Annotated in this window: 20 protein-coding genes; all 20 read right to left on the minus strand. The window is 69.4% G+C overall.

Annotated features, from left to right (window positions below; genetic code table 11):
• Positions 1 to 2: 2 nt before the first annotated feature.
• Positions 3 to 1,220, minus strand: coding sequence for a phage tail protein (locus tag LCC91_RS07685; protein ID WP_143897643.1), 1,218 nt, complete (start codon positions 1,218 to 1,220; stop codon positions 3 to 5).
• Complete coding sequence (locus LCC91_RS07690; RefSeq protein WP_143897641.1) at positions 1,213 to 2,157, minus strand: baseplate assembly protein; 945 nt, start codon at positions 2,155 to 2,157, stop codon at positions 1,213 to 1,215. Before LCC91_RS07690 ends, LCC91_RS07685 begins: the two co-directional genes overlap by 8 nt.
• Positions 2,148 to 2,699 carry a phage baseplate assembly protein V gene (locus tag LCC91_RS07695; protein ID WP_185974878.1) on the minus strand — a complete coding sequence of 184 codons (552 nt, stop codon included), beginning with the start codon at positions 2,697 to 2,699 and terminating at the stop codon, positions 2,148 to 2,150. The genes LCC91_RS07690 and LCC91_RS07695 overlap by 10 nt, the downstream gene beginning before the upstream one ends.
• Complete coding sequence (locus tag LCC91_RS07700; protein ID WP_143897637.1) at positions 2,696 to 3,259, minus strand: hypothetical protein; 564 nt, start codon at positions 3,257 to 3,259, stop codon at positions 2,696 to 2,698. The genes LCC91_RS07695 and LCC91_RS07700 overlap by 4 nt, the downstream gene beginning before the upstream one ends.
• Positions 3,259 to 3,768 carry a phage virion morphogenesis protein gene (locus LCC91_RS07705; RefSeq protein ID WP_143897635.1) on the minus strand — a complete coding sequence of 170 codons (510 nt, stop codon included), beginning with the start codon at positions 3,766 to 3,768 and terminating at the stop codon, positions 3,259 to 3,261. The genes LCC91_RS07700 and LCC91_RS07705 overlap by 1 nt, the downstream gene beginning before the upstream one ends.
• Complete coding sequence (locus LCC91_RS07710) at positions 3,765 to 4,199, minus strand: DUF1320 domain-containing protein (protein WP_143897633.1); 435 nt, start codon at positions 4,197 to 4,199, stop codon at positions 3,765 to 3,767. The genes LCC91_RS07705 and LCC91_RS07710 overlap by 4 nt, the downstream gene beginning before the upstream one ends.
• Positions 4,200 to 4,205: 6 nt before the next feature.
• Complete coding sequence (locus LCC91_RS07715; RefSeq protein WP_165902870.1) at positions 4,206 to 4,382, minus strand: DUF7302 family protein; 177 nt, start codon at positions 4,380 to 4,382, stop codon at positions 4,206 to 4,208.
• Positions 4,383 to 4,393: 11 nt separating this feature from the next.
• Positions 4,394 to 5,374 carry a major capsid protein gene (locus LCC91_RS07720; RefSeq protein ID WP_143897630.1) on the minus strand — a complete coding sequence of 327 codons (981 nt, stop codon included), beginning with the start codon at positions 5,372 to 5,374 and terminating at the stop codon, positions 4,394 to 4,396.
• A 13-nt stretch (positions 5,375 to 5,387) separates the two neighbouring features.
• Positions 5,388 to 5,759, minus strand: coding sequence for a head decoration protein (locus LCC91_RS07725; RefSeq protein WP_143897628.1), 372 nt, complete (start codon positions 5,757 to 5,759; stop codon positions 5,388 to 5,390).
• Positions 5,760 to 5,772: 13 nt separating this feature from the next.
• Entirely contained in the window at positions 5,773 to 6,726 is a 954-nt protein-coding gene (locus LCC91_RS07730; RefSeq protein ID WP_143897626.1) for an HK97 family phage prohead protease, read from the minus strand.
• A 95-nt stretch (positions 6,727 to 6,821) separates the two neighbouring features.
• Positions 6,822 to 8,171: a phage minor head protein gene (locus LCC91_RS07735; RefSeq protein ID WP_143897624.1), complete on the minus strand. Its 1,350-nt coding sequence runs from the start codon at positions 8,169 to 8,171 to the stop codon at positions 6,822 to 6,824.
• A gap of 3 nt (positions 8,172 to 8,174) precedes the next feature.
• Positions 8,175 to 8,357 (minus strand): hypothetical protein, encoded by a 183-nt coding sequence (locus tag LCC91_RS07740; protein ID WP_143897622.1) that lies wholly within the window; start codon positions 8,355 to 8,357, stop codon positions 8,175 to 8,177.
• Between the two features lie 10 nt (positions 8,358 to 8,367).
• Positions 8,368 to 9,891, minus strand: coding sequence for a phage portal protein family protein (locus tag LCC91_RS07745; RefSeq protein WP_185974877.1), 1,524 nt, complete (start codon positions 9,889 to 9,891; stop codon positions 8,368 to 8,370).
• Positions 9,878 to 10,390 carry a hypothetical protein gene (locus LCC91_RS07750; protein ID WP_143897618.1) on the minus strand — a complete coding sequence of 171 codons (513 nt, stop codon included), beginning with the start codon at positions 10,388 to 10,390 and terminating at the stop codon, positions 9,878 to 9,880. Before LCC91_RS07750 ends, LCC91_RS07745 begins: the two co-directional genes overlap by 14 nt.
• Complete coding sequence (gene terL / locus LCC91_RS07755) at positions 10,366 to 11,592, minus strand: phage terminase large subunit (RefSeq protein ID WP_318010110.1); 1,227 nt, start codon at positions 11,590 to 11,592, stop codon at positions 10,366 to 10,368. The genes LCC91_RS07750 and terL overlap by 25 nt, the downstream gene beginning before the upstream one ends.
• Positions 11,592 to 12,095 (minus strand): helix-turn-helix domain-containing protein, encoded by a 504-nt coding sequence (locus LCC91_RS07760; RefSeq protein WP_143897615.1) that lies wholly within the window; start codon positions 12,093 to 12,095, stop codon positions 11,592 to 11,594. The genes terL and LCC91_RS07760 overlap by 1 nt, the downstream gene beginning before the upstream one ends.
• Positions 12,095 to 12,604, minus strand: a complete 510-nt coding sequence (locus LCC91_RS07765) for a hypothetical protein (protein WP_143897614.1) — start codon at positions 12,602 to 12,604, stop codon at positions 12,095 to 12,097. The genes LCC91_RS07760 and LCC91_RS07765 overlap by 1 nt, the downstream gene beginning before the upstream one ends.
• Positions 12,601 to 13,089, minus strand: coding sequence for a lysozyme (locus LCC91_RS07770; protein WP_143897612.1), 489 nt, complete (start codon positions 13,087 to 13,089; stop codon positions 12,601 to 12,603). The genes LCC91_RS07765 and LCC91_RS07770 overlap by 4 nt, the downstream gene beginning before the upstream one ends.
• Entirely contained in the window at positions 13,086 to 13,520 is a 435-nt protein-coding gene (locus tag LCC91_RS07775; RefSeq protein ID WP_143897610.1) for a DUF7201 family protein, read from the minus strand. Before LCC91_RS07775 ends, LCC91_RS07770 begins: the two co-directional genes overlap by 4 nt.
• On the minus strand, positions 13,520 to 13,984 hold the full coding sequence (locus LCC91_RS07780) for a putative PDDEXK endonuclease (RefSeq protein WP_143897608.1): 465 nt from the start codon (positions 13,982 to 13,984) through the stop codon (positions 13,520 to 13,522). The genes LCC91_RS07775 and LCC91_RS07780 overlap by 1 nt, the downstream gene beginning before the upstream one ends.
• Positions 13,985 to 13,988: the final 4 nt, after the last annotated feature.

Below are 13,988 nucleotides of genomic sequence, written 5' to 3' on the forward strand. Positions count from 1 at the left end.
GATTAGCTCCTGAGGATGGTCTGGCCGGCCAGCACGCCGCCGGCCTTGTGGATTCGGGAGGCGCGCGCGGTGCCATGCAGGCGGGTGCGCACCAGCACCTTGTCGTGCGCAGCGCGCGCCCAGTCCATGGCCGCGAGCACCGGCGCGATGCGCTCGCGCGCGTCGCCCATCGAGAGCGCTGCACGCATGGCGGTGGAGGCAATGGCCATCGGCAGCCGCCTGGGCGGCATGCGCACGTGCGCCAGCGCCACGAACGGCGGGCTGGTCAGGCGCGTGAAGCCCAGATAGGTCGGCCCGTGCTTCGGGCGCGCGGCCACGGCCGGATCGTGCAGCCGGATGCGGTGATAGAGCCGCGCCGTGGCGTCCGAGCGCACGGTGTGCGCGCCACCCAGCGTCGCGCCGAATGCGAGCACGCCCGCGCGGGGCACACGCTCGGCCACCAGCTCCACGTCCGGCGACAGCGGCGACAGCGACGGCGCGGTCTGGCGCAGCGTCAGCAGGTGCACGCGCTCGCGGTAGCTCACGCGCGCGATGCGCCACAGCCTGGCGCTCGCATCGGCGCGGCTGACCTGACCGGCTAGCGGATCGCCGATCACCTGCCCCACGGCCACGGCGCGCCGTGCCAGATCTACGGTGCCGCTGGCATCGTTGTCCAGCGTCGTCCAGCCGTGACTGGTGAGCGCCTCCGTGCGGCCATCGGGCCAGACGATCTCGGCCGCGATGGCCGAGCGCGCCATCGCGGCGGTGCGGGCGGGCGGCTCGGCGGGATGGCCGACGAAGGCGCGGCCCAGCATCAGGCCCTCTGCTCCGCTCCTGCGCCGATGCGTGCGGATACGCATCTGCGGGTGTGCATCCAGCCACTGGCGGCGGCTCGCCTCGTCCCAGAAGCCGAGGAAGGTTTTCGCGGGCGGCATCTCCAGCCGCGCGATGTGCGCGCCAGCCAGCCTGGCGAGCTCGCGCAGCCCCTTCGGGGTGCCGATGAGCGCATGCAGCCTGGGGCTGTATTGAATGAGCGCGCGGCGGCTGGCATCGTCGCCGGGCCACACGGGCGGCAGGTCTTCGCCCGCGCCCAGGTGCGGCAGCAGCGCGGCCGGGATGCGTGCCGGGTCGGCCAGCGTGGAAAGCACCTCCGCGCCGGGCGTCCACGGGCCGATGGCGCGGCTGATGTCGCGCTCGATCTCGGTGGCCGCCAGCGGCAGGAGGTCTGCGCGCTCAGTCATGACGCGCCTCCGTGAGGATCGTCACCGCGGTGACGGCGGCGATCTCGCCTTGCCCCACGGACACATCCGCCGTCGGCTGCGCGAGGACCACATCGCGCAGGCCTTCGCCCATGAGGGCGGCCGTGATCTGCGCGCGCGTCAGGTCCACGCGGAAGCGCATCTGCGCGGCCAGCGCCATGAGCCGTGCGCGCGCCTGAGCCGCCAGCAGCGCGCCGTCCGGCCCTGGAGGGTGCACGAGCGTCGCGACCACCTGCACCGGCTTGACGGTGGCGGTCGTCACGTCCACCTCCACCGACAGCGGGCGCACGTCCTCCGCGAGCAGCGCGGCGGCCACCTGCGCGACGATGGCGTCCGCCGCCGTCGCCGCGCGCCAGCGCATGGGCGTGGCTGCGTCGTGCTGCGGGTGGCGGCCAAAGAGCGCCTCGCCGATGGCCGCCTGCGCCTCGGTCATGGCGGCGGCCTGCGCGGCTACGCGCGCCAGCAGGCAGACCTTGACGCGCCCAGGGCGGTCGGCCCACACGTCCACCTGCCGGATGTCGGTCGAGACCGACAGCGCGCGCAGCATCCAGCTCTGGCGGCTGCCAGCCGCCGACAGCGCGTGATAGCCGATCAGCACGCGGCGGCGGAATCGCTCATCATCCTCGCCCGGCAGGCGGGCAAGGTCGTAGCGGGCCGCGAGATTGTCGAGGTCGGCGCCGGTGGCCCACGGCAGCATCACGGCGCGCGCGGCGTCGTTGACGCGCTGGCGCAGCACCATCTCCCGCCACGCGGCCACCTCCAGCAGTTTGGTCAGCGGCTCGGACTCCAGCGCCAGCACCGGCTCCAGCTCCGGCGCGCGCGCGATGAGATCGGCCTTGAGCGCGGCCAGCACCGCCTCATAGTCCAGCGGCTCGACCACTTGCGGCGCGGGCAGGCGCGACAGGTCGATCACTGACATGCCGGCGCCTCCCCGCCCGTCGGGCCGTCGCTTGTGCTATCGCCGCGGCGCACGCCAGTGTGCCGGTGGCGGCGCAGGCTGACTCCGCCTGCAAAGACGTCGCCCGTGACCAGCAGATCACCCTCGATGCGCACCACGCAGGATGCGTGCAGGATCAGCCGGTGCGTGTCGCGCTCGTAGCGGATGTAGCCGCCATCGTCCCAGGCCAGCAGCGTGTGATTTGGGTTATCTGACGGCGCGGGGAACGCGCCGCGCTGCTGGAAAAGGGCGGGCACGGCCACCGCCTGCGCCATGTCGCCCGAGGGCGCCAGCACCAGGCACTGCTCGCCAACCGCGGGCGGGCTCCAGACGCGCAGGTGCCCGGCGGCCCAGGTGGCCCACGGCAGCCAGCCGGTGCGCACGGACGCCTCGCCGTCGCCCGCGATGCGCACGCGCGCGCGGCAGCGCTGCGCGTCGAAGTCGGTCACGGTGCCAAGCCGCACCGCGCCGCCGCGGCCCCAGTCGGCGGCCTCCAGCGTGAGGGTGTCAGGCGTGGTAGTCATGGCAGCAGCTCGCCGATATCCTGCTCGCCCACGCCCGGCGCGTCGCCCTGAACACGTTCGTATTGGGGCTCGTGGGCTGAGCCGATCCATGGCGCCCAGCTCGAATACAGCGCCTCGTAGCGCTGGTGCAGCAGGCACGATGGCAGCGCCGCCGGATCGACGGGCGCAAGCTCGTAGCGCCGGCTGGCCTCGATCTCCCACAGGCCGATGCCGGGCTGATCCAGCCCCGCCTCGTCGCGGTAGATGAGGCGCGCATCGGTCACCAGCGGGTCGGCGGCCACCACCGCCAGCGCCACCTCGGCCATCGCCCAGCCCGCCTCGGCGGGCACCCGGCGCAGGTCAGCGAGCCGCGCCAGCACGTAGACGCGCAAGCGCAGCGTGGCCTCGCGGGCCTTGACATCCACGCCTTCGCAGGTGACGTAGATGCCGGGCAGCTTGATGAGCCACTCGCTGACCTTGCGTCCGGAGAGGTCTTCGGCGTGCACGGCCACCACGGCCGCGCCCGGCACGGCCGCGGCGATGCGGTCTTTGAGGGAGGCGAGGGCGGCGAGGATTGGCATCACGCGCCCCCCACACCGCCTGCGACGTGGCGGCGGATGATGTCCTCGATCTCGCTCTTGGCCTGCTCAGACAGCCCAAGGAATGGCCGCGCCTGGATGCTGACGCGCCGCCCGCGCCCGGCCCGGCCCCCGAACTGGTGAATGGCCGCGTGCGGCAGCTTGGTGCCGACCACGGCCTCGGTGTCGGTGACGCTGTACACCTGGATGCTGTTGCGCAGCTGGCCGGTGTCCAGCAGCGGCTTGGCGTCGGCGTAGCGGGCCAACGTGCGTGCGCGGTTCTTGACGTAGCCCTTGGGCGAGTGCCGCCGCGCGCGCGAGACGATGCTGGCGGGCTTCAGGCGCGGCCATGCCTTGCCGTCAGGCGAGCGGCTCTCGTCGAACGCCTGCATGGCCGCCTCGCGCAGCACCTGCGCGGCCGCCGCCAGCGCCGGGCGCATGTTGGCGATGCGCCCCTGCAGCCCATCGATGGCGACCTTCAGCGCCCGGTCGTCGAGGGTGACGGTGATCATGGCCCCATCCCCGCCAGTGCAGCGTCCGTCATGACGCGCGGCGGCGCCCAGCCGATGCCAGCGCCCAGGCTCACCACAGGCGATCCGCCATCATCGAACGGCAGCGCCACCTGGCCTGCGGCAATCGCCTGCAGCTCGCGGATGGCGTCCTTGTAGGCGACATAGGCCGGGTGCTCCACCGGCACGTCGCGCCGCCACAGGTTGTAGCGCGCGATCACGGCCACCAGGCGCTTGAGCACCGGCGGGGCCGGATCAGGGATCGGCGCGGACGTTGCCTTGCGCACGTAGGCCAGCACCTCGTGCTCGGCGTCGTCGATCGCAGCCTGCACCGCGCCCGCATCCTCGCCAGCCGGAGCGTCGCGGTCGGCCAGACGCACGATGTCGTCCGAGCCGATGCGCGCTTCCAGCTCCGCTCTGGTGAGGATCGGCATGGCGCGTCACTCCTGCGTCTTGGCGCGCTTGCGCGGCTGCGACTCAGGCGCAGGCTGATCCAGCGCCTGCGCGGCTCCCGCCTCGATCAGCCAGGCGGCAGTAGCGTCGTCCACATCGACCACGACGCCGGGGGCGAGCATCTGCCCGGCCAGAACCGCCTGCTGCAGGATCAGCACACGCATGACGGCTCCCATCAGTTGCTGGTGAAGACCTTGACCAGCGCGGCCGGCTGGTGGCACAGCGGCAGGCTGTTGCTCTGCGTATGCAGCACGTAGCCGCGGTCGCCTTCCTGCGGCCAGGTCTTGGCGTAGAACGGCAACGCCACGGTGTTGACGGTCTCGTTGAAGTCCGCCGGGGCGAAGTAGGTGGCGAACGTGTCGGTCGTGCCAACCGGGATCGCATGGCCTTCGTTGGCGGCGATGAAGCGCTGGCCGTTGACGCTGGCGCGGTACTGCTCGAACACCACGCCGTAGACCTGAATCTGGTTCATTGCAGACGCCATGAACTGCTGCGCCGTCGGGGTGTTCTTGATGTAGTCCACCACCTGCGGATGCGTCACCAGCTTGCCCCAGAACTCCGGCGAGACGAACACGTGCACGCCGGTCATCGTGTCGCCCATGAGGTTGTCTTCAATCTGGTTGACAACGGCCTCACACTTGGCGCGAATGTTCGTGGTGCTGGTGCCGAGCGTGAAATCGACGCTGGCTTGCGTCACTCCAAAGTGCTGATAGAGGTCGTAGAGCACGGTCCCGGCGCCATCCGTCACCACGCCCTTGATGGCGCTGAAGCGCTTCCACTCAAGCGTCTGGTCGTGCTTGGCGCGCATGCGCTGCAGCTTCAGCGCGATACCGTCGTTCACGGAAGACATGCCGGCGTCCTGTCCGAACGCGCGGATGCCCATCACGTCAGACGGGTGCAGGAAGTCCTCGTGCACCGTCTGCTTGATGCGGAAGGACAGCGTGCGGCGGGTGGAGGCGCCCGCCTTGGTGCCTTCGCCGCCCCACTCGTGATCGGGCAGCAGTGCCAGACCTGAGGACTGCTCTTCGATCACCACGTCGCGCGTAGCCAGCGGGCGGCTGCTGAAGATGCCCAGTTCGCCGATGCGGCCCCAGCGGCGCGGGATTTTGTTGATGGCAGCGGTCAGCTCGCCGACGGTGAAATCATTGATGTTCATGTTGTCCTCCAGGTCAGACAGTCTTGCGGGCCAGGATGCCCAGCGCTTTCAGTTGCGCCACCGCCGCATCCTTTTGCGCGTTGGTGGGGCTGCCGGCGAAAACGAGGTTGTCGCGGTCCACCACGATGGCGTGGCGCGCGATGATCACGCCGGGCTTGTCGCCGCCGGAGGCGTCCACGGCGTCGAAGGCGATGCCAACGGCGTTTTGCGTGCCGTCGGAAGCGGTTGGGTTGAAGGCGGCGATCTTGCCGCTGGCGGTGATGCGACCCACCACCTGGCCCGGCACCAGCGTCTGGCCGGAGGCCACAGTCACATCCTCGCGGCTGTAGCCGTGCGGGGCTTCGTACTTCAGGAAGTCCCCGATGGTCTTGGTCATGGTCGGCATGGCAATGCTCCTCTCAGATGGCGTTCAAGGTCTGCGCGCTGGCGCTGATGCGCTCCACGGCGGCCAGCAGCGCCTTGAGGCGGTCTTGCGGCTCATCCTGGGCCGTCGAGGCGGCGCGGCTGAGCGCCTGCGACGAAAACAGCGCCGGGTTGGCCTGCGGCCGCTTGGCCACCGCCCGCAGGTCGGCAGCGAAGGCGGCGAAGGCCGCCTCGCTCATCTCGAGGTACGGCTTGACGGCATCGCCATTCGGGACATCGCGCCCGACCTCCTCGAACAGAGCGGACAGTTGCTCGACGCGGCGCTGCTCGCGCAGGCGGTCGAGTTCGGCCTGCAGGTTCTTGACCTGCTCTTGCAGCCCTGCAATCAGGGCTTCGTCTTCGGCAGTGCGAGACATGGTGGCTTGCTCCTTTGCGGGGCTGGGTTGAGAAACGGGGTCGAAGGCAAAGCGCAGCGCCGCCGCCGACGTGGCTGGGTCCGCGCCCACCGGCACGAAGGACACCTCGCGGATGTGCGGCTGCTCAAAGACGCCCGAGACGCGCACTTCGCGGCCGTTGACCACGAGAGGCTCGGTGACCTCGCGGAAGTTGGCATTCATGCCCACCGACATCTGCAGCGGGAAGTCGGCCTGCAAGAGCGCCACGATCTGCCGCCCGGCGTCGGTGGCTGAGAGCACCTCGCCCTCGATGCGCAGCCCTTGCGTGCCGTCGGGCTGGCGAAAGCGGTAGATGCGCCCCTTGCCGGCAATTGCCTCGACGCTGGCCTGGTGATCGACCAGCACCGGCAGCTCCTCGCCGTCGGCGTTCTGCAGCCCCGAGAGGTCGATCACCACGTCGCCATGCCAGCCGTAGGCCGGCACCACGCCGCCGGAGTAGGCCACGCCCTCGAAGCGCAGCGGGCCGTCCTCGGTCGGCTTTTCGGCGGGCCGGACGGCAAACGTCAGGGTGTGCAGGCGTTGGTATGCATCCATGCTCGCCGATGGTGGCGAGCTGGTGCCGGTTTGTCGGCGTGAACGGGTTCGTCGGCAGCGATCGCGTCGCGGCGCATCTGGCTTGCTGCCGCAGCTCAGCGCAATGCGTAGTCGCGCCCGTCCTGCAGCTTGGCGCCGCGCAGCAATTCCCGTATACTGACGAAGCGCCCCGTGGTCGGCTGGGCTGTCTGAACCCCTTGTGGGGCGGAGTAGGACGGTAAGATCCCCGGCGGGGCGCTTTCTATTTGCACGGCAGCCAAGGCGTGCAGCAGGCGCGGGTCTCCATAGTCTTTGACCGTCAGCTGCACACGGAACAGGCGGTCGCCGATCATCAGCGCCGCCCACATCCTGAGCACGGCTACAACATCTGGGTTGCGGTGCCGCTCGTCTTCGTGCCGCTCGCCGACGACCGCCGTCAGCGCCAGCTGCTCCAAAGCGGCCAACGCGCGCAGCTCATCGGCGCTCTGGTCGGCGTTGTCGCCCATTTTCTTGCGCGAGCGCTTGTTGATCCTGAGCAGCCAACCCGTATCCTCGTTGGGCAGGCCGCTTTCGGCCTGCAGCGCGCGCAAGTGTGCATTGGCCGCGCGCGCCAGTTGCATGTAGGCGAGATTGGCCCCGAACTCGTTGCCCGTGATCTCGACCACCGGGACCACGCCGATTTGCGCCAAGCTTGGCCGCTCGCCCCAGAAATCCAGCGATGCCAGCCTTGGCTTGGGGACTTGCGCATTCAGGCCGGACAGCCAGCCGTAGGCCGGCGGCACGCATCCGACGGACGGGGCTTGACGCTTGCCGGCCAGGCTCTGCCGCTTGCAGACGGATAGCCTCTCATCGCGCAGCTTGTTGAGCCTTTCCCCCCACCGCCTCGTGTCTCCCCCCCAGCCCTCATCCGGCACCGCCTCGGCCGGGATGGATTGCGTCACGCCGCCCCTGCGCTGCGCCTCGCGGGCCGAGACCTGCCGCAGCGTGCACCGGCAGCGGTGACCGCAGGGCGGCGTCCAGCGCTTCCACAGCGGGTCATCCACCGGCCGGATCACGCCATCCATCGCCAGGTGCGACGGGCGCACGCGGCTGTCGTTGATGGCGTCGTACATCAGATAGGGCAGGTCGTCCTTGACCTCATCGAAGCGCCGCCAGTGCCCGGCCATGTAGGCCGCCTGCACCGCGTTGCGGTAGATCGTCTCCAGCCGGTGGCGCGGCAGGCTCCAGTCCTGTCCGGCGGCCCACTTGCGGAAGTCCTCGAACGTGCCGCCGTCGGCCTGGAACTTCGCCAGCGCATCGGCCACGGCCTGCACCTGATCGAGCCTTGCAAGGCCTGAGACGGTGAAGGCCTGCGCGCGCTTTTCGGCTGGCAGGCGGTAGAAGTCATTGGGCAGCATGACGCGCTGCGCGCGCGCCTGGGCGGCCTGCTCATCAAAATCTGCATCGAAGTCGATTCTGACGGCCATGCGTCACGCTCCTCGCCGCTGCTGGCGCCCCCACTCGTCGCGGCAATCAGCGTCACACCAGCGCTTCGGGGCATGCACATTCTCGCCGCACCAGTAGCACTGACCGCTGTACGGCAGCGCCTGCTGTGGGCGGCGCAGCCACGCCAAGCGCGCCGCCATCTCGCGCTCCAGATGCGCGTCGGTCATGTCGGCATCATCAGCCATTTTTCACGCCATCGCTCAGTGCCTCGCGCTGGGCGGCCGCGTAGCCCATGATCTCGGCGGCAAACATCGCGCGCTCCAGCGTCTGGCGGAAGGTACGGTCGTCGGCGTCGGCCAGGACGACCGCCAGGCGCTCCATCAGGTCTTCCGGGTCTTTGGCCGCGCGGATGGCGCTGGCGATGGCGCCCGGCGCGATCGGCCCGCCGCCGAGGTTGACGAGCGTGCGCTCGATCTCGTCCTCGACGGCCTGCTGCGCGGCGGTGAAGCGGCGGCGGTCTGGCTTGGTGCTGTCGGCTCGCTTGTCGGCCAGCGTCACGAGGCTGGCGGCCGTCTCGGATGGCTGGCTGGCGCGCCCGATGCCGCCTGCGCCCACGTCGGCAATCGCAGCGGCCTCGGCGGCTGGCAGCTCCTCGAAATCGTCCGACTCCAGGCCGTATTTCTCCTCCAGGTAGGCGCGCGTGAACCGCAGCATGCCGGCCTTGACCAGGATTTCGTCGCGCTGGGCGCGCTCCATTTCCAGCCCGTGCTGGTCTTCCAGCACGATGGTGCCGCGCGGCAGACCGTTGACGTCGGCCAGGATGTCGGCCACCTGCTGCAGGGCGTGGGTGACCAGCCGCACATCGGCGCGGCGCTTCTCGTCGCGCACGCGCTCGTGCACCTCGCCCAGCGCCCGGTTGCCGGACCCGCCGTCCGTCCCGCTGGTCAGCGTCTGCCCCAGGATCAAGCGCTGGATGCGCCGGCAGATGGCGGTCTCGAACTCAGCGAACTTGTTCGGGCTGTTGCCGGGCTGCTCCAGCGCCTTCAGCGTGTCGGTGTTGTTGATGACCGCGACCGGCCCGCTGGAGAGCGTGCGCAGCAGCTCCAAGAGAGGCTGCTTGTCGGCGGCGTCCGTGGTGCCGTACATGAGCGGCACGGCCGCCTGCTCCAGGAACTTGGCCCACATACGCCAGCCGTGCGTGCGGAAGAACCACGGCCAGTAGGCCTTGGCCAGCAGCGCCTCGCCCATCGGCTTGCGCAGGCTCGGCTCGTGCACCGCGAGGATGAAGCCGCCTTCGGCTGGCTTCTGATCGTCGCGCCACCAGAGCGTCCCGTCCGGCTTGACGGCGAACCACTCGAACGGGCAGGCGACGGTTTGCGCGATGCCGATGCGCCCGCCCTGCTCCTGCAGCACAACTTCCTGCACCGCGTAGCCAAACAGCACCGCGTCCCACGCAGCCGTCATGATGGCGTGCGCGTGCGGCTCCAGCGCCTGCGTCAGAAACGCCCGCGCGCGCGCCTGAGGGTGCTCCACGCGCCACGGCGTGTTGATGCAGGCATGGCGGCGCGTCTCCACGGCAGCGCTGATCTCGTCGTCAGCGAGCAGCGCGCGCAGCTTGGTGCGGCCGATTCCGATTTGCTGCAGCAGATCGTCGTAGTCGCCGCCGGCCAGCCACCCGAAGCGCGCCAGCATGCGCTCGATGGCGCTGGATGAGCCGAAGGCTGGCAGGGCGTCGCCCCGGATGCGGTCAGATCGTGCCATGGCCGGCATGGTCGGCCATGACGGGCCGACTGTCGGCAGGAGCGCGTTCCGCCGACCCAAGCATGGCATCTTGGAGATTAGACCAGTTGGCCAGCAGGCTCATCTGCCGCGGATCATCCGCGCGCCGCGCCGCCGCAGCGCAGCGGGCTTCCATCATCTTGCGCAGCCCGCGCTCGGTGTAGCGAACCGTCCATGTCAGCGTGCGCGCGATCTCGAGGTACGTCATCCCGGCCGCCAGCATGTCGCGCACCTGCTGGCGGATGGCCTCGCGCTCTTCGGCCGCGTGGCGCGGGATGTAGACCGTCTCGCCGCCGAAGGCCTCGCAGAAATCGGCCGCGTCGCGCTCGCCCAGCGTCTCCACCAGCCTCTGCCACCACGAGCCCGCACGCGTCTTGGGCACCTTGACCTGGCAGCCGCCGAAGGCCGCGCGCAGCTTCTCGGCTGCTTCATCGCCGATGTACTCGGCCAGCATCGTCAGGCCCGCCACCCGCTGCACCATCGGAACACCCTCCCGCCTGCGGCCACGTAGCCGCCTTGCCCCATGCCCAGCGCCGCAAAGGCGTAGCTCGCCGCGTCCACCATGTCGTCGTTGGCGCTGTCCGGGAAGGCTAGCAACTCATCTCGGAAGGCTGCCGGGCATCCGGACGGGTCGAGCCGCACCAGGCGCTGCTCAAAGCGCGTGAGCAGCGGCGCAAAGCGCGTCACTTTGTCGCGGTCGGGCCGCACGCCGCGAACCGGTAGCGTCGTGGTACGGGCCAGCTCCTGCACCACGGCGGCCTGGAACTGCGTCTGCTCGATGGCGACGATGGACGGGGTGTGCCGCGCGGCTGCGGCCTTGATGCGCGTGAGCACCTCATGAAAGCCCGCGCGGAAGCGCTCGACTTCCTTGATGTACACGATGCCAGTGTCAGGGTCGCGCGCCATCGCGACGATGGCCGTGTAGTCCGCGCCGTCGCGCTCGGAAATCGCGAGGTCCACCCCCAGCACCGGGCGCAGATGCGGCGGGCACTCGCCCATGACCAGCATCTCGGGCTTGATGAGGCCGCCACCGAAGGTGACGAACTGGGCCAGGTACTCCTGCCGGAAGACGAGTTCCGGCAGCTCGCGCTGCTTGGCCTCGATCTCCTCTGGCCGCAGGTGCGGGTTGGCGGTGCTGGGCATGTGAAAGCTCTCCCAGTCCGGGTAGGACGGGTCTTCCCCGCGCCGGAAGAGCTCGTAGAAGTAGTTCAGGCCGTTGGGCGTGCTGATGAACCAGGCCTGCCCGCGGTAGTCGGTCAGCGTCGGGCTGACGGCCCGCTCCCAGGCTTCCTTCAGGTAGCGCGCGTGCGCGGCTTCGTCGATTACGATGCGGTGGTAGCGGCGCCCACGCCCGGCATCCTTGTCCTCGAGCGTCCAGAAGTCGATAACCCCGCCAGTGACGAGTTCGATGCGCATCGTCTGCCTATTACTTTTGCGCGTCACCGGCCGCAGTGTACGCTCGGCTTCTTCCCACACTTCCATCAGCAACTTGTTCGTCGGAGCAAACCACGCGACCCGCTTGCCGCTGATTGCAGATCCATTGTCTCGCGTCGTAAGCCAATAAAGCGCCAGCTTCGTCTTGCCGAACCGCCGCCCGCACGCCGCCACTTTGTACCGAGCAGGGTGGGTGACGATTGCCCTCTGCCCATCATGCAACCGCAACCGCTTGATGACGATGGCCACTACTCATCACCGTCCCAGTGGATCACGACGTCAGCACGGCTGCGTTCCTCATCCAGTCCCCACGCCTGCCGCTCGGCGCGATGAATGTTCAGCAGCGTCTCGCTTGCGATTTTGGCGGCTTTGAGGTCCTCGAATGCGAGCTGCTTCTGCTCCTTCGTCTCCGCTGCCCGATGCGCCTTCAGCCCAGCATAGAGCCGCTCACGGATTTCGCTCGATTCCTCCTGATGCCGCTTGATGATCTCGGCGCTGCGTTCAGCCGCGGCATTGATTGCCTCTGCGCGTTTTTTCGGGTTGCAGGCTGCAACAACCCCTGCAACCTTCTCTGCAACTTTGCGCCGGACGATCTCGCCAACGTCCTGACCGTCGCCCCAGCCCTCGGCCTTGGCACGCTTCTGGATGGCCTGATGACTGACGCCATACTTGGCGGCAAGCTCAGGAAAGCTCGCCCCGGCCTCGCGCTCGGCGCGGATCGTCTCCCACTGGTCTGCAGACAGACGCGGCATCAGGGCCCCTCCCCGTGCGTGGCGTTATCCCACTGCCGAATGGCTTCGATGCGCGCGCGACACTCCTCGTAGCGCTGCACGGCATCCAGCACCCACTGCGCTACTTCGCGCTCGCCGGAATCGGCGGCAGCTCCGGCATCGGCTCCAGCAGCATGGCCGGCACCCGCGGGCATGTCGCCGGCGATGGCGGCGTTGAGGCGCAGCCGGAGAGCGCCAGAGACGCCGCAGCCGCTGCCAGCCAGTTCGTAAGCTTCACGTTTGGCCTCCTGGATTCGACGGTTGACGGATGCGCGGGCTTCGGCCAGGCTGCGCGCGGCCCGGCCTTCAGCGTCTTCGGCGCGCTTCATCAGCGCGGCCGTGGCTGCTGCTGCGGCTGCCGAGTCTTCGGCCCGCGCCTGTTCGCACGCGGCCAGCGCCGCCTGCCCCTTGGCCTGCGCGTAGCGGTAGCCAGCAGCGGATCCGATGGCTGCCGATGCGGCGGCGGCGATGATGAGCGGCCACGGGGTCACGGCTGCTCCCCCATGCACATGCGGTACTCGGCCTGACGCCGCTTGACAAGGCCCGGCAGCTCGCGCCCGCCCGCTTTCGTCCACTTCAGCAGCTCGGCGCACGCCCCGGCGTAGTCGGGCGGCGTCTGCTTGAGCTTGCGCACGAGCGTGGACTTACACGCTGCGCCCGTGCCGACGTTGTAGGCCCACGAGACGTAGGCGTCCCACTCGCCCTTGGTCAGCGGAACATCGCCGATGCACGCCGCGAGTTCCTTTGCATGGCGGTCCGCGTCCGCCTGCAAAGCCACCACAGCCCGTACAGGGTCCAGCCGGTCGCCCTTTTGCACCGCTCGGCCGTCCTGGTGGCGAGTCGTGCCAAAGCCGACCGTCTGCACGCCGACGCCGTCGTCGTAGCTGCGCTCCCGGTACCCTTCGAAGCCGGCCAGCGCGGCCACCAGCGCAGCCGTAGCGCCGATGCCGCCCCATTGACGTGCTGACAGCCTCATGACCGCAGCCCCAGCGTGTTGGCGACGGCGTAGATGAAGATCGTCGCCAGCAGGCCAAGCGCGCCGAACATCCAGCGCCTGGCCTGCGCGTTCATCGGCTCGGCTTTTTCCAGCTCGTCCACGCGGTCCTCGACGCGGCCGATGGCCGTCATGACGCGCTCCATGCTCGAGTCATGCTTGCGCGCCATCTCGGCCAGCATGGAGCGCAGGTCAGCCATTTCTTTGCGGTCCTGATCCTGCCGCTCTTCGATGACGGCCAGCTTGGTCACGGCGTCGGCCATCTTGGTGATGGACGACTCCAACCGCGAGTGCTGATCTTCCAGCTTTCGCGTGGCCTCCACCAGCACGTCGATCTTGCTGACCTTGTGCACGATCATGTCGAGCGCGCCGCGGTTGTAACGCTCCCACTCAGACGCCGGGATTGGCTCCATCACGCAGGTTCCTCCACTTTGAGCAGCCCGCATGCTGGCTGAAGCGGATGCGCGGCGTCGGCCTGAACGTGTTCATGCATCCAGCACTCGCGCACGGCGGCGGCCCAGCCTTCCGGGCTGGTGGTGGCAGCCCACAGCGGATCGGTCCACATGTCGGCCGACTGCATCGTCAGCAGCACTGAGAGCGGCCACATCACGCGCCACGGCTGGTAGTTGGCGCGGAAGAACAGCGCCGGGATGCCGCCATCGCGCCGGGCTTGCGCCACCGCCTGCGCCCAGGCCTGGTGGATCTCGTAGGCGCGCAGCAGGCTCCAGCGCTTGACCTCGATCGTCCAGCCCGGCACCCCCAGGATGTCGCTGTCGCCATCGTGCTGGCGCACGCGGCGGCTGGCGCTGACCCCCAGCAGATCACTGATGATGGCGGCGACTTCACGCTCGCCGCGCTTTCCCTTTTCTCGGCTCATGCTC

Origin of the sequence: Tepidimonas taiwanensis (assembly GCF_020162115.1) — a bacterium.
GTDB classification, from domain to species: domain Bacteria; phylum Pseudomonadota; class Gammaproteobacteria; order Burkholderiales; family Burkholderiaceae_C; genus Tepidimonas; species Tepidimonas taiwanensis.